At 52.7% G+C, this 20,514-nt stretch carries 19 protein-coding genes; 6 read left to right on the top strand and 13 right to left on the bottom strand.

Annotated elements, in window-relative coordinates; genetic code table 11:
- The 4 genes from RBR60_RS11610 to RBR60_RS11595 all read right to left on the bottom strand — a co-directional run.
- Positions 1 to 1,032 (bottom strand): virulence RhuM family protein (locus RBR60_RS11610; RefSeq protein WP_320356927.1); only part of this gene is annotated, 1,032 nt, incomplete at its 3' end.
- A 41-nt stretch (positions 1,033 to 1,073) separates the two neighbouring features.
- Complete coding sequence (locus tag RBR60_RS11605) at positions 1,074 to 1,820, bottom strand: hypothetical protein (protein WP_320356925.1); 747 nt, start codon at positions 1,818 to 1,820, stop codon at positions 1,074 to 1,076.
- Between the two features lie 49 nt (positions 1,821 to 1,869).
- On the bottom strand, positions 1,870 to 2,514 hold the full coding sequence (locus tag RBR60_RS11600; protein WP_320356924.1) for a RibD family protein: 645 nt from the start codon (positions 2,512 to 2,514) through the stop codon (positions 1,870 to 1,872).
- Positions 2,515 to 2,528: 14 nt separating this feature from the next.
- On the bottom strand, positions 2,529 to 3,551 hold the full coding sequence (locus tag RBR60_RS11595; protein WP_320356922.1) for an HDOD domain-containing protein: 1,023 nt from the start codon (positions 3,549 to 3,551) through the stop codon (positions 2,529 to 2,531).
- A gap of 252 nt (positions 3,552 to 3,803) precedes the next feature.
- Here RBR60_RS11595 and RBR60_RS11590 point away from each other — a divergent pair, with 252 nt between their 5' ends.
- Together RBR60_RS11590 and RBR60_RS11585 are read left to right on the top strand one after the other, a co-directional pair.
- Positions 3,804 to 4,163, top strand: coding sequence for a metalloregulator ArsR/SmtB family transcription factor (locus tag RBR60_RS11590; protein WP_320356920.1), 360 nt, complete (start codon positions 3,804 to 3,806; stop codon positions 4,161 to 4,163).
- A 162-nt stretch (positions 4,164 to 4,325) separates the two neighbouring features.
- Positions 4,326 to 5,486, top strand: coding sequence for an SO_0444 family Cu/Zn efflux transporter (locus RBR60_RS11585; protein WP_320356918.1), 1,161 nt, complete (start codon positions 4,326 to 4,328; stop codon positions 5,484 to 5,486).
- Positions 5,487 to 5,579: 93 nt separating this feature from the next.
- On the opposite strand, the gene RBR60_RS11580 is transcribed toward RBR60_RS11585, so the two are convergent.
- Genes RBR60_RS11580 through RBR60_RS11570 form a run of 3 tightly spaced genes read right to left on the bottom strand, consistent with a single transcriptional unit; the run spans position 5,580 to position 9,194 of the window.
- Positions 5,580 to 6,953 carry an ATP-binding protein gene (locus tag RBR60_RS11580; protein WP_320356916.1) on the bottom strand — a complete coding sequence of 458 codons (1,374 nt, stop codon included), beginning with the start codon at positions 6,951 to 6,953 and terminating at the stop codon, positions 5,580 to 5,582.
- A gap of 44 nt (positions 6,954 to 6,997) precedes the next feature.
- The gene (locus tag RBR60_RS11575; protein WP_320356915.1) at positions 6,998 to 8,170 is read right to left on the bottom strand and encodes a PQQ-binding-like beta-propeller repeat protein; all 1,173 of its coding nucleotides are present in this window, start codon (positions 8,168 to 8,170) and stop codon (positions 6,998 to 7,000) included.
- 58 nt (positions 8,171 to 8,228) lie between these two features.
- On the bottom strand, positions 8,229 to 9,194 hold the full coding sequence (locus RBR60_RS11570) for a DUF2860 family protein (RefSeq protein WP_320356914.1): 966 nt from the start codon (positions 9,192 to 9,194) through the stop codon (positions 8,229 to 8,231).
- Between the two features lie 422 nt (positions 9,195 to 9,616).
- On the opposite strand from RBR60_RS11570, the gene RBR60_RS11565 reads away from it, so the two are divergent.
- The 4 genes from RBR60_RS11565 to RBR60_RS11550 all read left to right on the top strand — a co-directional run bounded on the left by RBR60_RS11565 (position 9,617) and on the right by RBR60_RS11550 (position 14,205).
- Positions 9,617 to 10,501 (top strand): esterase/lipase family protein, encoded by an 885-nt coding sequence (locus tag RBR60_RS11565; RefSeq protein ID WP_320356912.1) that lies wholly within the window; start codon positions 9,617 to 9,619, stop codon positions 10,499 to 10,501.
- 242 nt (positions 10,502 to 10,743) lie between these two features.
- Complete coding sequence (locus tag RBR60_RS11560; RefSeq protein ID WP_320356910.1) at positions 10,744 to 11,634, top strand: hypothetical protein; 891 nt, start codon at positions 10,744 to 10,746, stop codon at positions 11,632 to 11,634.
- A gap of 557 nt (positions 11,635 to 12,191) precedes the next feature.
- On the top strand, positions 12,192 to 13,070 hold the full coding sequence (locus RBR60_RS11555) for an esterase/lipase family protein (RefSeq protein WP_320356908.1): 879 nt from the start codon (positions 12,192 to 12,194) through the stop codon (positions 13,068 to 13,070).
- Between the two features lie 58 nt (positions 13,071 to 13,128).
- Complete coding sequence (locus RBR60_RS11550; protein ID WP_320356906.1) at positions 13,129 to 14,205, top strand: lipase secretion chaperone; 1,077 nt, start codon at positions 13,129 to 13,131, stop codon at positions 14,203 to 14,205.
- Between the two features lie 27 nt (positions 14,206 to 14,232).
- On the opposite strand, the gene RBR60_RS11545 is transcribed toward RBR60_RS11550, so the two are convergent.
- The 6 genes from RBR60_RS11545 to RBR60_RS11525 form a co-directional block, all read right to left on the bottom strand.
- Entirely contained in the window at positions 14,233 to 14,970 is a 738-nt protein-coding gene (locus RBR60_RS11545; protein ID WP_320356904.1) for a response regulator, read from the bottom strand.
- 11 nt (positions 14,971 to 14,981) lie between these two features.
- Entirely contained in the window at positions 14,982 to 16,421 is a 1,440-nt protein-coding gene (locus tag RBR60_RS11540; protein WP_320356902.1) for a diguanylate cyclase, read from the bottom strand.
- Between the two features lie 28 nt (positions 16,422 to 16,449).
- On the bottom strand, positions 16,450 to 17,082 hold the full coding sequence (locus RBR60_RS11535) for a class I SAM-dependent methyltransferase (RefSeq protein WP_320356900.1): 633 nt from the start codon (positions 17,080 to 17,082) through the stop codon (positions 16,450 to 16,452).
- A gap of 168 nt (positions 17,083 to 17,250) precedes the next feature.
- Positions 17,251 to 18,033: a substrate-binding periplasmic protein gene (locus RBR60_RS11530; protein ID WP_320356898.1), complete on the bottom strand. Its 783-nt coding sequence runs from the start codon at positions 18,031 to 18,033 to the stop codon at positions 17,251 to 17,253.
- A gap of 74 nt (positions 18,034 to 18,107) precedes the next feature.
- Entirely contained in the window at positions 18,108 to 18,302 is a 195-nt protein-coding gene (locus RBR60_RS16825) for a histidine kinase dimerization/phospho-acceptor domain-containing protein (RefSeq protein ID WP_413815465.1), read from the bottom strand.
- A gap of 123 nt (positions 18,303 to 18,425) precedes the next feature.
- Positions 18,426 to 20,426: a methyl-accepting chemotaxis protein gene (locus RBR60_RS11525; RefSeq protein ID WP_320356896.1), complete on the bottom strand. Its 2,001-nt coding sequence runs from the start codon at positions 20,424 to 20,426 to the stop codon at positions 18,426 to 18,428.
- Positions 20,427 to 20,514: the final 88 nt, after the last annotated feature.

Below are 20,514 nucleotides of genomic sequence, written 5' to 3'. Positions count from 1 at the left end.
CTTTTTTACGGGAAGTTGCTTGGCCGCTTCCTCCAGTTGTTTCACATAATCGACAGCCCCCAGCGCTTCTTTGTATTCTCTGCGCCGGACTTCAAATTTTTCGTATTCATCCCTGGCATGGTCTTCCGCCGTTTTCTTGCTTACCTTCCCGGCATTGGGGAGAACCTGGCGCTCATTAAACCGCAGGAAGTCATCCAGTTTCTGTTCCCAATCTTTCATGAATACCTGTTTGCGGCGCTTGGCCTGATCCTCGGCAAAATCCAGCCACATGGTGACGATACGGTTCAGTTCCTCAATCTCGTTTTCATTCAGATAGTTTTTGGCTGTCCTGACATCGGTTTTTCGCACCTCATCCCCTCTCCAGGTGGAAAGGCCCATGTTGGGCAACAGGTGATCGGCGCGGGAGTGGATGAGTTCGGCGGCGGTCATGCCGGTGACGGCAAAATGCAGCTTGTTCTGGATGATGCTGAAGAATTTGGTGGTCTCGCCCCAGCTGGGTTCATAGTCCGCCGCCATGGCGAAGATTTCCCGTACCCGCAGGTACATGCGCCGTTCGCTGGCCCGTATGTCACGAATGCGTTCCAGCATCTCGTCAAAGTAGTCTGGCAGGGCCGATCCCTTTACCGGAGGATTCTTCAGCCGTTCATCATCCATGATGAAGCCCTTGACCATATACTCCTTGAGCCGCTGGGTGGCCCAGATGCGGAAGCGGGTGGCGATCAGACTTTTGACACGGTAACCAGCTGCAATGACAACATCCAGATTGTAGTGGGTCAGCTTGCGTGAAACCTGTCTTGCCCCCTCCTGGCGAACCACCGAGAAATCCTCGGTAGTTGAAACCGGGTCAAGCTCTCCCTCCACGAAGATGTTTTTCAGATGCAGGGAAATATTGTCTGTAGAGCATTGAAAAAGCTGCGCCATGTCTGCCTGGGTCATCCACAAGGTTTCCCGTTCGAGACGCACGTCCAGTTTGATGCGCCCGTCCTCGGACTGGTACACAACGATTTCACCCTTTTTGTGATCGTCTTGCATGGTTTCGATTTCCTTGGGTTCTGACATTCCGAGAAAAGGAGTTACCCCTTTTCCGCATCCATCCCGGAAAATACCCGTGCTGCTCCCGCCACATCGCCTTCCCGCCGTTTCCGGATGTAGTCCGACACAAGGGGAAGAAGATCATCCAGATATTTTCCCGTATCCTCTTCTGTGGCCGTTGTGCAGGTCTGGGAAAAAAGGCATTTGCGCTCACCGCCGCCACTGGAAGGCAGGCCCTGGTCTTCGAGAAAATGCCTTGAAATGGCGGTGTCCGAGAAGTCCTCATACACGGGAAAGGCGGTTTTTACGCCAAAGTTTTCGCTGAAAGCCTGCATACGTTCCATGAAGGCCGGGGTCTGTTCCGGATAGAAGGACTGCTTGAGGGTGTAGCCTGCCACCATTTGCGGGATCGCATGTTCCAGGCAGTAGAGGAGGGTTCGGGTATGCATGGCGAGCTTGCAGGCTACACATACGAGGTTTTTGCCCCGGTAGCGGGGCATCAGGCTTTCGTAGCGGTTCAGCCAGAGTTCCTGGAAGAGGCGGCCGCAGTCCAGCTCCACACGGACATTGGAGGGCAGGGGGACGGGGCTTTGTTTTTCGAGCAGTTCGCGGGCCGTCTGAAAACGGTTTTCCGTGAAATGGGGAAAGCGGGACATACCGTTGAGCAGGGTGACAAGGTGCACTGCGGAAGCTTTGGGAATGTCCCTGTGGCTGCCGGAAAGGGCCATGGCGTAGAGGGCCAGGGAATCGCTGCCGCCGGAAAAGAGGATGGCAAGGGGCTCTGACATGGAAAATCCTTTCGGGTTGGACGTGGAAGGGGGTTTTTTATGTACAACCTTAGCCGTCAGCTGTGCGCGTATAGTGAAGAAAGACTTCACCGGAGTTTCCGATGCGGTAGTCGAGAAGATGCCAGGGGCCTGTTTCCTTCAGTCCGCAAGGGCCGTGGACCAGGGGAACCGCGTTGGAAGAGCCGAGAATTTTCGGGCAGAGGGTGAGCAGAAGTTCATCCACAATGCCCTGTTTCAGGGCCTGATAATTGAGACCGCCGCCGCCCTCCAGAAGAAGGGAGGCCGTGCCCTGGGTTTTCAGGACGGCGAGTACGGCCTTCAGATCGAGGCTTTTATCCTGAAGAGAGGGAACGGGATGCACCCCACCGCGCTGGCCGAGGGTTAAGGCAAGGCTTTTTGCCACATGGGAAGGGGTGAAAAAAAGGGGCGGCGGGCCGTGCAGAAAGATGCGGCGCTTTTCAAGGGGGATGCGACCGGAAGCAGAAACAAAGGCCCGGATACGATTTTCCCGCAGCACACCATGGGAGCCGCGCATCTCCGGGTCTGCGTCCCGTAGGGTGCCTGCGCCCATGAGGCTTGCGTCGGTTTGATCCCGCCAGGTTTCCAGATGCTGTCTGTCCTCCGGGCTTGAAAAGGGGCTGGGGCCGATATGGCCGCAGAGGGTCATGGCTGCGATGAGAAAGCATCTGGGCATGGCGTTTTCCGGAGTCAGGGGATGAGGATATCCGCCACAATCTGGGCCACGTCCTGCCAGGCATCGGTGCGGAGGGTATGCAGTTCTTCATCGGAAAGGGCGATTCGGGCAAAACTTTCGGGCCGGATGTCCTCGCTGGGAAGGCGATCCGGATCCTGCCAGGAGAGAATATCTGCGGCATGGAGAACATGGGCCAGGGCTTTGCCCCGGCCTTTTTCCGGTTCATGGTGCCAGTGTATGGCAAGGGCCTGGTCCTCAGGTACTTTCCAGTTGATGCAGAAGTCGTGTCCGATTTCCGCATGGTCAAAACCCAAGAGGGCTTTTTCCGCCCCATGCTGGGAAAAGCCCTGGGAGCGCAGGCTCTGGTAGGCGTCTTTTCTCTTCCGGATGTGGGAATCGAGGATCAGCATGCCCGCATCATGGAGAAGCCCTGCGGAAAAGGCGCTGGATTCGAATTCTCTGAAGCGCAGGCCGCAGATTTTTTTGGAAACAATGGCTACAAAGAGGGCGTGGGAAAAAATGGTGGCCGCATCCAGATCATAGCCTTCCAGGCTGTGGGAGAAGAGTTTGGACGTGCTGACCAGGGTGATCATCTGCAAAAGGGTCTGTTCTCCCAGAACCAGGCAGGCCTTGTGGGCGGATTCCGCAGGATGGCGGAGGCCGTAGTAGGCGGAGTTGGCCAGCTTTAAAAGCCTTGTGGTCATGGCCTGATCCTTTTCCAGAACTTCTGCGAGATCCCGGACATCGGCATAGGGCGATTCCACAATGGCCCGTGCCCGGATGAGAATTTCGGGCATGGGCGGGAGGGCGCCTGCTTCTTTGATCAGTTTTTCTTTGCTCATGGGAGAAAGGGGACCCGGCTGCAGGGGGATGCCGCCGCCACAGGCGGGACAGGGAACCTCTCTGGCTGTGGTGAGTCTGGCGAGGCTGTCTGGCGAAAGGCCATATTTTTTTTGGCAGACTGGGCAATGAATTTCCACGGGAACAAAGGCCTCCGGTGTCTGGTGGATCCAGGCGGGATCCGGGAGTCGCGTCAAGGGCCTGGAAGGATTTTTCCTGGCTGGGAAAATATAGGCCATATGCGGTCACTTGAACAGATACAAAGGCGACAAGGCGATGATGCTGTGGCGCTTTGTGTCGCGCAACCGCAGATTTTTTATCACAATATGAGGGTTTTTTATAAAAAAATGTTTTTTTTAAAAGCGAGACCCTTGCCCGTGACGCTGAGCCCCTGTTTGTGGTAAGTGTGCATCCCAAGACCAATTGCTTCAGAAGATTACGGAGGTCCTGTGGAAGAATCCGGAGAAGAGTTTTGCAAAGAAGCCTGTGCCCATGGGGATCGCGTGCGCAAGGTGGCCTCGCAGATGGTTTCGGATGAAACCCGGATGCGGATGGCGGAGCTGTTCAAGGCCATGGGAGACCCTGGCCGGGTCCGTATTCTTGAGGCCCTGGGGCTGTCCGAGTTTTGTGTCTGTCACCTGGCGGAGCTTCTGGACATGAGTTCTTCCGCCGTTTCTCACCAGTTGCGGGTACTGCGGGCGGCCCGGATCGTTAAATTCCGCAAAGAAGGCAAAAATGTGGTGTACAGCCTGGACGACGGGCATATCGTGGGGCTTCTCAAACAGGCTGAAGCGCACGTTTCTGAGTAAAAGTGAGGGGATGGGAAGGTTTTTTTCAGATATGCTTCTTCCGTTTTTTTGCGGAGTGGATTTTTTTTCCTTGAACATGTGAATGGTTTTTCATATGTTCAAGCGAGGCTTTGCGGGGACACCCGCTCCACACGGACCTTTTCCGGAGAAAAAGAAAAACATATGGACTGGATCGCGGCAATGATCATGGCAAGCTGGGGTGTTCTTGTGGCTTCAGCACCGTACATGCTTTTCGGCTTTTTGGTAGCCGGTCTGCTTAAGGCTTTTTTACCCGATACCCTTGTGGCGAAGCACCTTGGAGGCTCGTCCTTTTCCGGCGTCTTTAAAGCCGCCCTGATCGGAGCCCCCATGCCCCTTTGCAGCTGCGGGGTATTGCCCACAGCTGCCGGACTCCGGCGGCAGGGCGCTGGCAAGGGACCTACCGCAGCCTTTCTCATTTCAACGCCGGAAACGGGGGTGGATTCCATTGCCGTAACCTGGGCGCTTCTGGATCCTTTCATGGCCGTGATCCGGCCGGTTTCTGCCTTCTTCACAGCCATGGTTACGGGGCGTGTGGTGCAGATTCTGGATCAAAAGCCTCAGTGGTCAGCAGAGGTGGAGCAGGCCGGAATTACTCCCATAGGCCCGACTTCTGCGGCGCATTTGCAGCCCCTGCCCATGGCAGGCAAGGTGCTTGTTTCTGAGGTTTGTCACAAGGAGGATTGCAACTGCGGCGCATCCGGAGGCGGTTTTTCATTTTTGCAGCGATTTCAGAAGGGAATGGCCTTTGCCTTTGGTGATCTTTTCAAGGATATCGCACTCTGGTTCATGGTAGGGGTGCTTATTGCAGGTGGTATTGCGGTTTTCATTACGCCGGAAATGATTGCTTTCTGGCTCGGAAACCCCCTTGTCGCCATGCTGGTGATGGTGGCCATGGCCATTCCTCTTTATGTCTGTGCCACCGCATCCACGCCCATTGCCGCAGCCCTGGTCATGAAAGGGCTGAATCCCGGAGCGGCTCTGGTTTTTCTTCTGGCGGGGCCTGCGGTGAATGCGGCTTCCCTTACGGTGATCTCACGGATTCTGGGGCGGCGAATGACAGGGGTCTATGTGCTGGGCATTGTGGTATGCGCCCTGACCATGGGGTTTGTGGCGGATGGATTCTATGGGCTGATGGGAGGGCTGGAAGTCTGGCAGACGGGTGCGTCTGAAGAAAAAGGGGGATATTTCTCCGTGGCCTGCGCCATCCTGCTCCTGGGCCTTTTCGCCTGGAAAGGAGGGGAAGATCTGTGGCGGCGCTTGAGTCGCAGAGAAGACGCCTGCTCCTGCGGGCATTGCCACTGAGGAAAAAGAGAGCAAGCAGGCTTGATACCGGATGAAAGGGAGCGGAAGAAAGGAGGACTTTCTTTCGCTCTGCTGTTTTTTACCGAAAAAATTTTATCCCCCATCCCCCCTTTCCTGGATTTGTGCGAGGGATGCGGGCCAGCAGAGGGTAAAGCGCGCGCCGCCCATGGAAGAAGCACTGAGACGGACAGTACCGCCATGGCTTTCAATGATGTTGCGGACAATGGCAAGCCCCAGGCCGTGGCCGCCGGTCTTTTTGCTTCGGCTGGGATCCAGGCGCACAAAGGGTTCAAAGATTTTTTCCCGGTCTTCGGGCGGGATGCCTTCTCCGTCGTCATCAATGTGAATGCAGCAGAGTGCTTCCCCAAAGGCAAGGTGAACGGCGACGGTGCTGCGGCCATATCGGGCGGCGTTTTCCAGGAGATTGCCCACGGCCCGGGCCAGGTAAAAGGGTTCAAAACAGGCCCTGCCCTCCATCTCCTGGGTAAGATGAATGGAAAGGGTGGGATGCATAGCTTTAAAATCCTTCACAATTTTTGCAAGCCAGGGCCCAGGCTCCCCTTCTTGCATCTGGAGGGCAGGGGTTGTGCTGCTGAAACGGGTATAGGTGAGCAGTTCGGAAAGGAGCCTTTCCATCTCATCCACATCTTCGTGCATCCCATCCATGTAGCGCTGTTTGTCTGTGTCTGACGCCGCAGCGCGGAGCATTTCCAACCCAAAGCGGATACGGGCGGCGGGAGTACGGAGTTCATGGGAAACGGCGTGGATGAGATCCCGGTGTGAGGCGATCAGGTGGCCGATTTTATCCGCCATGGCATTGAAGGCCATGGCCATGGGAGCGAGGGAGGATGTTTTGGGAATACTGACTCTGGAACTGAGGTCGCCAGCGCCAAAGGCCAGAACGGCATGGTTGATTTTTTTGAGTTTGAGGGCATAGGGAAAGGTCCAGACCAGGGTCATGATGCCAAAGCCGAGGGCAAAGGCCAGCCAGACAAGTATATTCAGGGGGATCCCGAAATCCGGGTCCGGAAATCTTCCCATGGTGAGTATGGTTTTACTGCCCCGGATTCTCATGTGATAGCGTTCCCCCTCCTCCTGAACCAGAATTTCACCGGCAAGGAGTCTTTCCCGTTCTTGGGGAGTCAGGTCCAGACTGTCCGGCGTTTGAAGGGCGATGGGGTATCCGAAGAAAGGCTGAAGACTTTCCAGATAGGCCTGCCAAGAATCTTCCGGTCGGCTGAGGAAGTCCTGTTCCATCACATGGTAGGCTCCACGGACAAGATCTTGATAATATAGGGTGATGGCGTCCTTCTTGATAATTTGGAGCAGGGTGTTGAATCCGTGTTGGAGGCCCAGGGCCGTGAGCATGACAGTGACAAAGATGGAAAGAAAGAAGCGGATGAAGAGCCTGCCGAAGTTGGACGTCTTTTCCTGAGCGTCATTTTTATCCTGTTTTCTGATGTACACAGATCCTCCGGGGATTTCTGAATCGCATGCGTCTTTCACAGATCTCAGGGACCGCAGGAAGTGCAGCTCCCGCTGTTGCGGATGTCGCGGCGGAATTTAGGCCAGGGAGAAGGGGCCAGATCTTTTGCCCGGACATCCAGGGCATTGATGAAGCCATCGTCTGTCCCCAGATAGAGGATTCCGTCTGGCCCGAGGCTGGGTGCTGCATAAATGGCATCTGTGAGGGCATAGCGTTTTTTGAGAGAGCCGTCGGCGAAGATGGCGTAAAGGAAACCGTCGTCTGAACCTATATAGATGGTTTCTTCCGCATCCACCAGAGGAGAAGACCGGATCCAGCTTTGGGTCTGGAATTTCCACTTAAGACTCCCATCCGGCCGGAGGGCGTAAAGGTGGTGATCGCCGGATCCCACATAGATGGTTCCGCTTGGACCGATGACAGGAGAGGAACGCACCCATCCGCCAGTGGGGTAATGCCACTTGAGACGGCCATCGGGTTCCAGGGCATAGAGGTTTTTGTCATTGGATCCCACATACAGGCTGCCGTCCTGACCGATGGCCGGGGATCCGGGAATGCTGCCTCCGGTTTTAAAACGCCAAAGCATTCGCCCTTCTTGGCTGATGGCATAGAAGTTCTGGTCATCCGCACCCAGATAGATGGTTCCATCGGAACCGATGGCCGGGGAGGACCGAGGCCAGCTTCCGATTTTAAGGCTCCAGGCGATTTTTCCGTCGGGTTCAATGGCGTAAAGATGCCCGTCTCGGGAGGCTGCGTAAATGAGGCCGCAGGTCGCGATTGCCGGGGATCCCCATATCCATCCTCCGGTTCTTAAACTCCATTTTTCAGAACCATCAGCATTTAAAGCGTAAAAAACGCCTTTTTTGGTTCCGAAATACAGGGTTCCGTCCTGCCCCATGGCAGGGGAGGCGTAAATTTCGCTTCCCGCGTGAAATTTCCACAGAAGCTGACCCTGGGGGCTTATGGCATAAAGGCGGCCGTCGTCGGATCCGCAGTAGAGCGTGCCATCTGCGGCCATGGCGGGTGAAGAGTAGACATCCGCTTGGGTTTTAAAGCGCCACTGCAGGCAGTCTGAGGGGTGCTGCTGCCAGTGCAGAACGCCGAGGGTACTGCAGGAAAAAAGGGGGATCAGGGTGAGGAGAAGTCCGGTTTTCATGCAGGGCATGAAAAAGGACCGGGTTCGTGGAGAAAGCAGGCTCATGGTCTTTTCCTTATGCTCTGCGGATTGCGCGCACTCTGGGGCATGGGAAAAAAAGGCGCTAAAAAGCATAACTGACTCCGGCCCCTGCAAAGCTTGTGCGGTTTTCAAAAAAGGTGTGATTGGCCTGCACGGTGTTGTGGCCCATCATGACCATCAGGGTAAGATCGTCGTATCCCAGGGGAGCTGGAAAGGCGAGGGTCAGGGCTGCGGAGCCTTCCCTCTCTTCCCGCGTTTTGGCGAACACGGGATGTCTTTTTTCAAAATTTCTGGCGGTTCCTCCGAGGCTGAGGGTCATCATCCAGCCCTCCATGATCCGAGTGAGGGCCAAATCACCTCCAAAAGCCTGGTAAGCATTGCTTTTTCCTGAAAAATTTCCCAGCTCGTACCGCAGTCCGGGTGCAAGGATGGGTTTTTCGCTGAGAGGAAGGCCACAGTCCAGGCGGATGTGGTGGGCTTGACCCCTGCGCCTGAGATCCTGGCTCCGCAGGCCGCTCTCATCTTCTTTCACATGGCTCCAGACGCTGGTGTAGTGGAGGTTGAGGCCTGTTTCCAGGATGTCTTCAAAGAAAAAGGAAAGGCTTTTTTTGTTCTCTTTTGTTTTGGCGCGATCCTGACCCAGGAGGTAGGGATCTTTCCAGACATCCGAAGAACCCATGCTGACCAGCACGCCCAGGGTGCCTGTGGCGGGAATGGTCTGGGAGAGTCCGAAGGCGGGGGCGCCGATGGATTCCGCACCACTTTCCACGCGCAGGGTGGTGGCTGTGGAGAAATGATAGTGCAGGGAAGCTTCGGCCATGGGGATGGCGGACGCCATGTTTTTGTTTCCCTGTTTCCAGTCATTCAGTCGGGTTCTGGCGGGGTCGGTGTCCAGTCCGCTTCCCTTGCCCACAGCCCATCCGGCTCCGATGAAAATCTGGGCGGAAAGGCCGGTTTTCGGATGAGAGGGAGAAGCTTCTTCGGTGAAGCCGGGACTTGCTGCGGACAAGAGGGCAATGCAGATGACAAAAAAAAATTTTGGTTTCATAGGGCCTCCGTGTTGGATGATATGGTGGCGCTTTTGTAGCAGGAAGGGAGGGCAGGAGTCTGTTCCGAATGTGTAGGGAAATGTAACAGAGTGTGAAGAGTTGCTGGGGATCTGATCCGGTGGTGTTTCTTCTTTTTTTATCCTAACTGTATGATTTTATGGATATGCATGGGAGGAGGCTTTCTCGGAAGAGGCGAGGCGGATATGGGGATTTTGTGCTTGACATATCAGGAGGCCTTCGATAGCGTGACTTGCATATGTAAACACTGTTTTGTGCTGACAACGAAGTTTTTGTTGTCATAGCCTCCTTTCCGGGATCTGCGGCGCTGAAGCCGTATACCGGGTTGTTGGGGCGCTTGTGTTGACCCCGGTCGTGTGAAACCGGTCAATCAGAGAAAGCAAAAACGAAGAAAGGAGCTGTCATGCATCGAAAATCCGTACTCTTCATCGCAGTGCTTGTAACGGCATTGTGGGGGATGGGCTCCAGCGCCCATGCGGCCCAGAATACCCGGTACCCTGTGGTCCTGGCCCATGGGATGGGAGCATCAGCGGAAATTCTGGGACTTGTGGATTACTGGTGGGGTATTCCCGCCGCCTTGGAGAGGGCCGGTGTGGAGGTTTATGTCACTTCCGTGAATGGTATGGACTCCACAGAGGCCAAAGCCGTGGATTTCAGAAACCAGGTCCTTGAAATTCTGGCGGCATCCGGCGCTGCAAAAGTGAACATCATCGGTCACTCCCATGGCACCCTTTACTCCCGCTATGCCATCACCCACCTGGGGCTTGCGCCCTTTGTGGCGAGCCACACCAGCATAGCCGGGCCGCATCAGGGCAGCGCCATGGCGGATCTCATCATGTACGGCATCCCCGGAAGTCTCCACGGCTTGGTGGGCGGAGCGCTGGATCTGGTTTATGCCTGGGTTTTTGGGGATACCAATCCAGACACCCTTGGCAATGGATGGAGCCTTACAACGGACTTCATGCAGAATGTGTTCAATCCCAATACCCCGAATATCGGGGGAATTTATTATCAGAGCTGGGCGGCAAAGGCCAAGTGGGCCGCTCCCAGTGTAGTGCTCCAGGTTCCCTGGCTCATCATGCTGACCCAGGAAGGGGCCAACGATGGGCTGGTGGGTGTGGAAAGCGCAAAATGGGGGAATTTCAGGGGGGTGGAGCAGGCGGCCTGGTATTCTGCGGGCTGTGACCATATCAATATTATTGGTCATTTTTTTGGTGCTACGCCGGGGTTTGATGCATCCACCTTCTACAAAGATATTGTGGCGGACCTTAAAAACAGAGGTTTTTGATTCTTGATGGATTCGCAAAGAGTTCAAGCATAACCACCAGGGACACTGAATATGGATTTTTTCATGTTATGAACCTTCTATATTGTGGGGGTATGCTGGCGCATTTTGGATTTTTTCTGGGAAAACCACCCTTTCAGCTCCTTTGTCGGGAGGTTTTGTCCAAGAATGAAAAGAGAAGAAAAGCATTCGCTTCCTGTCTGATCTTGGCAGAGCAAATTTAGATTCTGAAAGGAATTCACAAAATGATTCGAGTTTCAAAGCGTACCCCCACACCCTTTTTTGTGGTTGCGATGCTGTTGTGTGCCTTCGTACTTTCTGCTTGTAAGGTTTATGATATTAAAGCTGGTATTCCGGATGCGGAAAACATCTTTTTCACGGATACGGGGCGTCTTTTTGTCACGGGTGGCACCAATATTTATGAAATTATACAGGAGACCAACGGTGAGTACAGCAAGGAGGCCCTGACGCCGGATGGGGGCAATTTTACGGGTATGGCACAGGTGGGAGATTATCTGTACGCCCTGCGCTCTTCCTATGGATTTTTCCCGGAATCTTTCAGCACTCAAGCCCTGTTGTCGGATCCCGGCTATCTTTTTGCTTATTTTACCAACCTCTTTCTCTCTAAAGAACTGTTGTGGATGGATCTTCGGGATGCAAACCGCAGCTTTCATGTGGCAGGTACGCTCAATGAGTTTCTGATTCCCAATGGCATGGTGGCGGATGCAAGGGGCTATCTGTACATTGCCGATTCTACCTACCTTCCCATGGGCCAGATTGTTCGGGTTAAGGTCACCCATCATCCGGATCATGCGGTTTCCCTTGAACGCAGCACGTGGCTGCGTCGATCCGACGGCATTTTTTCTCCCAACGGCATGGCCATCAGGGGGGAGGACATCTATTTTACGGATTTTGTGGCAGGTTCCCTTCAGAGTGGCAAGGTCAGGCGGATAAGCATTCATCCTGTGAGCGGTGCACCGGAGAATCTCATCACCTTGCACCAGCGTGCCGGACTTTTTGATGATCTTGCCGTATGCCGCCATAAGGGTGAGGATGGTGTGGCGGTTGCGGATTTTATGGGGGGGGGCTGTTGTTTTTATCGCAGACAGGGGGAGCTATGGTTTTGTGATGGATGAGACAAGAAAAGGTCTTTTTTCTTTCCCCTCATCTGTTGCTGTGGGTAATGGTCTCAGCTTTGATGAGACCACGCTTTTAATCACAGAAAAGGGTATTATGTTTGATCACATTACGAACATTGGCAACCGTTTGTCCGGTATGGATTTGTAGCGGGGTGCCGCAAAGTCTTCTTTTTCCGGGAGCCCCTGCTTTTCCTGTTCCTGGTATTTTTTGATTACCATGTTTTTTCAGCCATGCGGATCTGAATCAGAAAAAGCAGTTCGCATTTGCAGGGCAGGCCTTGCGCTTGCCCGTACGCAGTCTCCCTGCCTGGATCATGGCATGGTTATCGCGGGAAAGCCTGCACAAAATCTATGGGCAGTGTCAGAGAAGAGGTATCAGAAATCTTAGTGATATACGAGTGACTTAATGCGTATCAGAGGTGTGGGTTGCGAGGGGAAATAGATACCTGTTTTTTTGTTTGCTCTGTGGTTTTGAGGTGCGTTTTTTGTTTTTAGGTGGCTGCTGGTGTTGGAAAACCGAAAAAAAAGAAACCACTTAAAGGAAGGAGCATACCATGGATCGAAAGTCTTTACTGTTGACCGCAGTGTTTTGGTTCTGTGTGTTCATGCCGGGTGCGCATGCAAAATATGATACCCGATACCCCTTGGTACTGGCTCACGGCATGGGTGCTTCTGCGAAAATTGCAGGCGTTATGGATTACTGGGGAACTATCCCGGCCGCATTGGAGCGCGTAGGCGTTGAGGTGTATATCACTTCCGTTAACGGCATGGATTCCACGGAAGCCAAAGCCATTGACTTTAAAAATCAAGTTCTTGAAATTCTTGCGGCATCCGGAGCGGATAAAGTCAATATCATCGGTCATTCCCACGGTACCCTTTATTCCCGCTATGCTATCAGCAATCTGGGGCTTAGGGATAAGGTGGCCAGTCATACCAGTATCGCGGGCCCCCATCAAGGCAGCAGGCTGGCCGATATGATTATGAACGGGGTTCCGGGAGAACTGCATGGTCTGGTGGGGGGCGCTATAAATATGGTCTATGCCCTCATCATGGGGGATGAAAATCCAGACAGCCTTGCCAATGGTTGGGATGTGACCACGGATATCGTTAGGAATCACTTTAACCCCAACACTCCGAATGTGGATGAGATTTACTATCAGAGCTGGGCCGCCAAGGCGAAGTGGGGGGCCCCCAGTGTGCTCATGCAGGTCCCGTGGCTCATCATGCTGGGTCTTGAGGGCGCAAATGACGGGCTTGTCAGTGTGGAAAGCGCCAAATGGGGCAATTTCAGAGGTATACAGCAAGCAGCCTGGTATTCTCCGGGCTGCGACCACCTGAATATCGTTGGCATGTTTCTAGGGATTACGCCGGGCTTCAATGCGCCGCAATTTTATAAAGACATTGCCGCGGATCTGAAAACCAGAGGTTTGTGATAAACTGCCTCTTTCCTTGTCCCTGTTCTGGGGCGGGAAGGGAGACTGGAGGGTAAGTATGATGGGAGCACTTCATTATCCGTCCCGCTGGATCTGGGGAATGCTGCTGATTCTGTTTGCTGGCCTTGTCCTGTATCTCTATCCCCAGGCGAATGTGTCAGAAGAAAAGGGGCTTTTTACGCAAAAAACCTTGGCCCATGAACCCGCAGTGGAACCGGAGAAGGCCAAGGCTTTGCCGGTTTCTTCGTTTGCCGCCCCTGTTTTTCTGAAAAAGGAGAATGCGGAGAGCAGGGATCTGGTTTCTGATCTCATGGCCCGGGAAAAAGGAGAGGATGTGCGTGCTCTTTTTGCCTGGTTAACCCAGACCTTTGGCCAGGTAGCGGATCTTGTGGGGCATCTGGATGCCGTACGGGGCTGGCTTATGGAAAATTATGATGCGGAAAGCGCAGAAGCGATTCTTGCTGTGTATGAGCCCTATATCAGAAGTGAAATGGAACTTGCAGAGTATCTTGCCGTGCAGTCTCTGCCCAGAACACGGGAGGCGCGTCTGGCTTTTTGGGAGGATATCCGGAATTTCCGCATCGCGTATATGGGGGAAGTGCATACGGAATGGCTTTTTGGAAGGGAGATGGCAGAAAGTCGTTACCGTACGGAGCGGGTGGATATCGTTTCCGATCCGGGTATGACGTCCTCTGAGAAGCTGCAGGCGCTGGAGAAGCTGGATGCTGCCTATGCGGCGGAAAGGGAGGAAGGGCCGCCGGTTTCCCAGAACGCATACCAGCAGTACCGTGAGCTGCTTGAAGTGCATAAACGGGATCTTGCGCACATGGCCTCGGATGGGGAAAGGCAGGAACGTATCCGTACCCTGAGACTGGAGACCTTTCCGGAGGATGTGGTGGCGCGCATGGAGGCTGCCGAGTATCATATCCGGACGGAAGAGGAGAGGGAAAAGGCCTACAGAAACGAAAGAAACAGCCTGGCTGAGGATTCCCGGCTGGATGCAGAGGAAAAGAACAGGCAGGTGGAACAACTGCAAGCCCGCTATTTTGGAGAGGATGCGGAATCCATCCGCAGACGGGAGCGCATTGCCGCAGCTCTGCAGGAGCGCATGGATGCTGCCGGGCAGAGGAAATAGGAGCCAGAGTGGGGGAGATCCCGCCTCTTACCAGGCGTCTTTGACAAAAAGATACCCTTCTCCCCATACGGTTTTGATGCGGGAAGGCCGGGTTCCGTCGTCTCCCAGTTTTTTTCTCAGCCTTGAGATGTACATGTCCACGGAGCGATCCATACCGTCATAGGCAATGCCCCGAAGCTCCGCCAGAATTTTTTCCCGGCTGAGAACCTCGCCCGCATGGTTGGCAAGGAAAGCCAGAAGGCTGAACTCCACCGTGCTGAGATCAACGGGGGTGCCATTGAACCATACGCTCCGGGATTCCATATCCACGCGAAGGCCGCCAAAAAGCAAGGCGGAAAGCGCTTCTTTCACCGGCATGGATGGCGGGCCGGTTCTGCGTAGGAGGGCGCGGATACGCGCCAGAAGAACCCTCGGGATGACGGGTTTTTTTACATAGTCATCCGCCCCCAGCTCCAGTCCTGCAACTTCGTCCATATCCTCTTCCCTCGCCGTGAGAATGAGTACAGGGCCGCGATAGTCCCGGCGGATTTCGCGGCAGACACTCAGACCATCCTGACCAGGAAGCATGAGATCAAGAATGACGAGATCCGGATTCTCCGGAGGGATTTTCTTTGCCGCCACATCCCCCCTTGGAATCACCAGAACCTCGTATCCGTTGATGGTCAGGTATTCACGGATGAGGGAGGCGAGGCGGGGGTCATCCTCCACAAGGAAAATCCGTTGCAGCATGGGGCCGGATTGAAGGGAACGGGATTGGGTCTCCATGGTCTGGGTCCTTAATTGAGAACGGCTTTGTTTCTGCCCGTTTTTTTTGCCATGTACAGTGCGTCATCCGCTCTTTTCATGAGTTGGGCGATGTCTTCATTTTTTTGATAAAGGGATAAACCAAAACTTGCTGTGCATGTACGAATTTCCGGGAAAGAATAAGTTTCTATGGTGTTTTTTAACTTTTCTGCAAGTTTCATAATTCCGTTTTCATCAATTTCCGGGCAGATGATCAGAAACTCTTCTCCGCCCCACCTGCCGAGGATATCCGTTTTTCGGATGCTGGATAGAACGAGCTTTGAAATACAGACCAGAATTCGGTCTCCTGTCTGATGCCCGTATTGGTCATTGATATCCTTAAAATAGTCAATATCCATGAGGATAATGCCGAATGAGTGGCTGCATGCTGCCGAACGATCGGCTTCATACCTGAAGGTTTCATCAAGTTTGAGCCGGTTGTAAAGCCCGGTCAGCTGATCTGTTACTGCCAGTTTGTTCAATTCGGAGTTTTTTTCTTCAAGCTGAACTTTAAGGGCATTGAGATCGTTGAGCAATTGCTGGATCCGTTTTTTTTCTGAGGATAATTTTCTGTTCCAGTATGCTGTTCCGGCAATGAGTATGCCGGTTCCAATGAGGATTTTCCATGCCATGGAGTAATTCGTCTGATCCATTTTGATCCTGATCCACTTATTGTAGATGCGGTTGTGCTCTTCGGGGCTTATGTGGGCAAAAACCTTATTGAAAACAGCAACCGTTTGTGCATGTTCCGGCGGAAGACCCATGCGGTGCTCAAAGACATATTCCGTTTTTCCTGCGATGCGAAGGTCCAGGCCAGATTTTCTGATGGCGTCCATGACAACGGCGAGGTGGCCGACAAAGGCGTCAATTCTGCCTTTGCTGAGCAGTTGCAGGCCTTCCGGCACATTGGCGGTTGTGATCAGCTCGATGGTCGGGTAGTTGTTTTTCATAAAATTGTGGCTGGTATAGCCTTTACCTACCCCCACTTTTTTTCCTTCCAGCTCATGGGTGTAAGCAATAAAATCCATGCCCGGCCTTGTAACAATGACCAGAGGAAAGGAAGTATAGGGATCTGTGAAAAGCACTTCGGTCTGTACATCATCTTCTAAGGCCAGGGCGGGTATAAGATCAATTTCCTTGTTCTTAAACCTGTCCAGTACTTCCTGCCAGGTTTCGCTCAAAATGAAACCCATCCTGATGCCAGTGGCGTTACAGATGATTTCAAGGTAGTCCGCAATGAGTCCTTTGTAAGCCGGATAATCGGAGGTGTAGGAGAGAGGTTCCCATTCCACCTCGCTGAAGCGTAGAGGGGGGAGATTATGCAGCCAGAGTTTTTCTTCAGGGGATAAATCCAGGCTGAAACTTCTTTCTGAAAAAAGGGCGAGTGCAGCAAGGCAGAGTAGAAAAATGCGGATAATCTGAGCCTTTTTCATGCGGTCTTCCCTCCCGATTTCAGTTTTTTTACTCTGGTTTTTCAAGAAGCAGAGTATAGGCAAGGGCGTTTCCGTAAAAAGCCCGCTCTTTGAAACCTGCGTTTTGCGCAAGGCGGATGACCGTTTTTTTTCTCTGAAAGTGGGGATCAAAGATGATTTCTGTGACGGAAAGAAGCCCTCCAGGCTTGAGGGCTTTATGGATTTCCGCAAGGGCCGGTTCCGGATCTGGAATCTCCCCGAGTACCGTCACCAGAAGAATGCGGTCAAAGCGGTAGCCTGCAAGGGGTCCGGAACCTGCGCCAGCCCTGAGAAAGGTGATGTTGTCAAGTCCTGCTGCTTCTGTCTTCTGCCGTGTTCTCTTGAGCATACCTTCCTGGATATCCATGGCAACCACATGGCCCTCTTTTCCCACTTTCCGGGCAAGGGGCAGAACAAGGCGACCGGGGCCGCAGCCCACATCCGCCACATGCATGCCTGGAGTGATGTTCAGATGGGAAAGAATGACTTCTGCCCGGTTGGTACGGGTGAAGGGATTGTCCATTTCCACAAGCCAGCGGAGCCATACGGGGCAGGGAAGACTCCGACGCCGTGAGGCGAGACGCCAGATCGGGAAAGAGAGCAGGATGAGAGCAGCAAAGGCAAGGGAGATCTTGAGCATCATATTCTTTCTTGGGGTGTCATCATACGGTCTGTTTTGTAATGGTTGGGCCGTACAGCAAAGGTTCTGGAGGATTTTTTATCTTCAGGTGGCATGGTGTAAAAATTCACCGCAGGATCTGGGTATATGGGGTTCTGATGCTTTTGTCGGAACAATTCGGGGCGTTCGGTTTTATTCTGTATATTTTCTGACGGTTTTATGGATGAAACCCTCATTTTTCAAATCAGCCAGGATCGTGTTGATGTCTGAGATTCTATGAACAAGGCTTGATTTTTGACTGATTCCCATGTGAAGGATCCACTCAATGAAAGATTGGTCGGAGTGGACAAATTTTCCTTTCAGTTCAGGATGCTTTTTAAAAAGGCTTCTGGCAACCACCTCATTGGCTGGAAAAATATCCATTCTGTGCACCAGAAGTTTTCTGAAGTTGTTATAATCCGAATTTCCCGTATCTACATGCATCTGTTTGAGCATGTCGTCGAACTTCTGGCCATAACTGTATCCCAGGGTCACGCCGATTTTATAGGGTATCAGGTCTTCAAGGCGATCAAAGTTTACCTTGACGTCCTTTCTGTCCGCCGCCGCCCATATCAGACCCTGTACGGTGAGAACGGGATCCGTATAATGGATATACGCTTCCCGTTCGGCTGTTTTGATCAGAATCATCAACCCGTCCGCTTTTCCATCTTCAAGATAAGCCAAAGCCCTTTTCAGCGGATACATCCGGATTTCTGTTTGGATGTCCATGCGTGCGAAGAGCTCACGGACAAGTTCCACGGCAATTCCCTGTACTTCACCATTTTCTTCTGAATAAAATGGTGGATAGTCAAATGCCGCAAGCTGGATGGTTTTCATGTCCTGGCAGAAGGCTGGTGAAAGCGATAAAAAATACATGAGCGCCAGATAGAGCATTGCTTTTGTCATTGTGGTGAAGCTGCGGAAAACCTCATTCATGATGGTATCCTTGCAAAGTGAAAATGATATTCACTGGTTGACCTCTCCGGTTCCATTCAAGACGTCATAGTGGATCATATCATTGAAAACATTAAGGATGTCAAGTATATAGCTTCGGCGCATGTATGGATATACTCCATGCATTCGCGCTGATCGTCATCAAGATGGGTGCTTAAAAGCAATGAGGTCATGCCGATGATGCTATTGAGGGGATTACGGATTTCATATCCTGCCCTTGCAATGAAGTGGTTTTGGGCCAGACCCGCCATTTCGGTTTTCAGGAGGCCGGATGCCAGTCTTTCTTTCAGTGATTGTCTCGACATCTATTCTTTCCTCTGAACAGATTGTTTCCCTCCGGACAGAGGCGAAAGCCCATTCCGGAGGGAAAAGTCCTAAAATTTGAACTGGGCCACGAGTTTCCGAAGGGTTTCTGAGAGCTTTGAAAGTTCTCCGGCGCTTTCACTGATCTGCACCCCTTTGCTTTTCATTTCCCCCATGGCATGGGTGATGCCTGCGATGTCCTTTGTGGTTTCCTGGATGACCGCTGCGTTCTGGCTGGCTCCTTCATGGACTCTTTCAATCCCACGGGAAACCTGGGCCACGTTACCCGCCACCTCGCTGGCAGCACTGGACTGCTCTTCCACGGCAGCGGCGATGTTGCCAACCACATCACTCACCTCATTGATGACCTTTGTAATATCTCCCACTTCCTTTACCGTGGTGACGGTGGTGTTCTGGATGTCCTCAATTTTTTCCCTGATATCTTGGGTCGCGCTGGCTGTCTGCCGGGCAAGCTCTTTGATTTCATTGGCTACCACGGCAAAGCCCTTGCCCGCATCTCCTGCTCTGGCCGCTTCTATGGTGGCGTTGAGAGCCAGCAGATTCACCTGCTCTGAAATGTCCGTGATGGTTTCTATGACTTTGCCGATGGCATGGGCTGCGGTTTTAAGGTTACCCATGTGATCGGACATGCAGGCAGCCCGTTTTGCGGCATCACTGGAAATATTCCTTGCCTTGCCTGCATTCTGGGCAATTTCTGATATGGTGGCGGACATTTCTTCGGAGGCGGTTGCCAGAAGGTTGGTATTGCTGGAAGACTCTTCCAAAGAGGCTACGGCCATATCAATGGTGGCACTGATCTCTTCGGATGCCGCCGCTACGTTGCTGGTTCTTTCGGATACATCCTGAACCCCTTTGCGGGTTTCTTCGGCAATGTCTGAAAGCTGGGTGGCGGAAGAAGAAAGGGTATGTACGCCACCACCGATTTCCCGGATAATTCCCTGCAGTTTTTCCACAAAGATATTGAACCAGCGGGCCAGTTCCCCGACCTCATCCTTTGTGCTGATTGTAAGGCGCATGGTGAGGTCGCCCTCACCTTCGGCAATGTCCTTCAGTCCGACCACAGCCGCATTGATGGGAAAAACAATGGAGCGAACCACAAGGGTGACAATGAAACCAACCAAGCCAAGGGAAAAAAGAATTACAAGAATCAGAATGCTGCGGATATTACGGGCACTGGCCAGAAATTCAGCTTGATCCTGCGTTGCGGAAATCACCCAGCCTGTGTTTTTTACGGGAGCAAAGCCTGCCATTTTGGGAACACCCTGAAAAACATAGCTGTCGGCACCTGGCTGTCCCCTGAACATTTTCCTGGCGATGTGCTGCATTCCTGGTACATCATTTATATCTATTTTTAGTACAAGGTCCTGATTGGGATGGGCCAGTGCAATCCCTTTTTCATTGAGCATGTAGCCATAGCCCGTTTCTCCCAGTTTTCGGCTGGCAACAATCTCAGTGAGGTACCCGGCTTTGATCACCGTTGCAAATACGCCCAGAAAATCACCATTTTCTGCATAGATGGGTGAATTTATGGGCATGACGAGATTGCCGGTGGCCGCAGAAATAAAAACATGCCCTATGGTGGTTTGACGGGAGGACACCGCCCTTTTAAATTCGTTATTATTGGCAATATTGTAGCCAATGTATTCTTTGCCGTTTTCAAGGATACCCGTCAGAAGTTCACCCTTGGCATCGGCCACAAAAACGCCCTGGTGATTCGCTGACATCCGGCTTTTCTTCAGGTTTTCAAAAAGTGCCACAGCCTCTGGCCGTGAACCTTCCATGCCCTTTTCCCTTACCGCGTAAAGAAGTCGCTGTACCAGGTTTTTGTCTGCCAAAGATTCACAAAGACGCACTTCCGCATAAAGAAGATTGTCCATGAGATTGGCAAGGTCCTGGGCAACGCCCATGGTGTTTTCAGCGGCGTTTTCCGTGAGCGCTGCTGTGGATCGGGTAATGGCAAGGATACCCACCACCAGCAGGGGCAGAAGAACGGAGAGGATGGCCATGGCAAAAAGGCGGAAACCAATGGATCGGATATTCACGGACTTCATGGTCATAAGCTCCTTTTTCCAGATGTTTTTGTCTGATAAAAAAAACAGAGGAACATAAAATACCTGTTTTTATAAATACGGATAAAAA

Origin of the sequence: Desulfobotulus sp. (assembly GCF_034006065.1) — a bacterium.
In the GTDB taxonomy this organism is placed as follows: domain Bacteria; phylum Desulfobacterota; class Desulfobacteria; order Desulfobacterales; family ASO4-4; genus Desulfobotulus.
The sequence above is the reverse complement of the archived record's forward strand: the minus strand, read 5'-3'. Positions and strand labels throughout refer to the sequence as shown.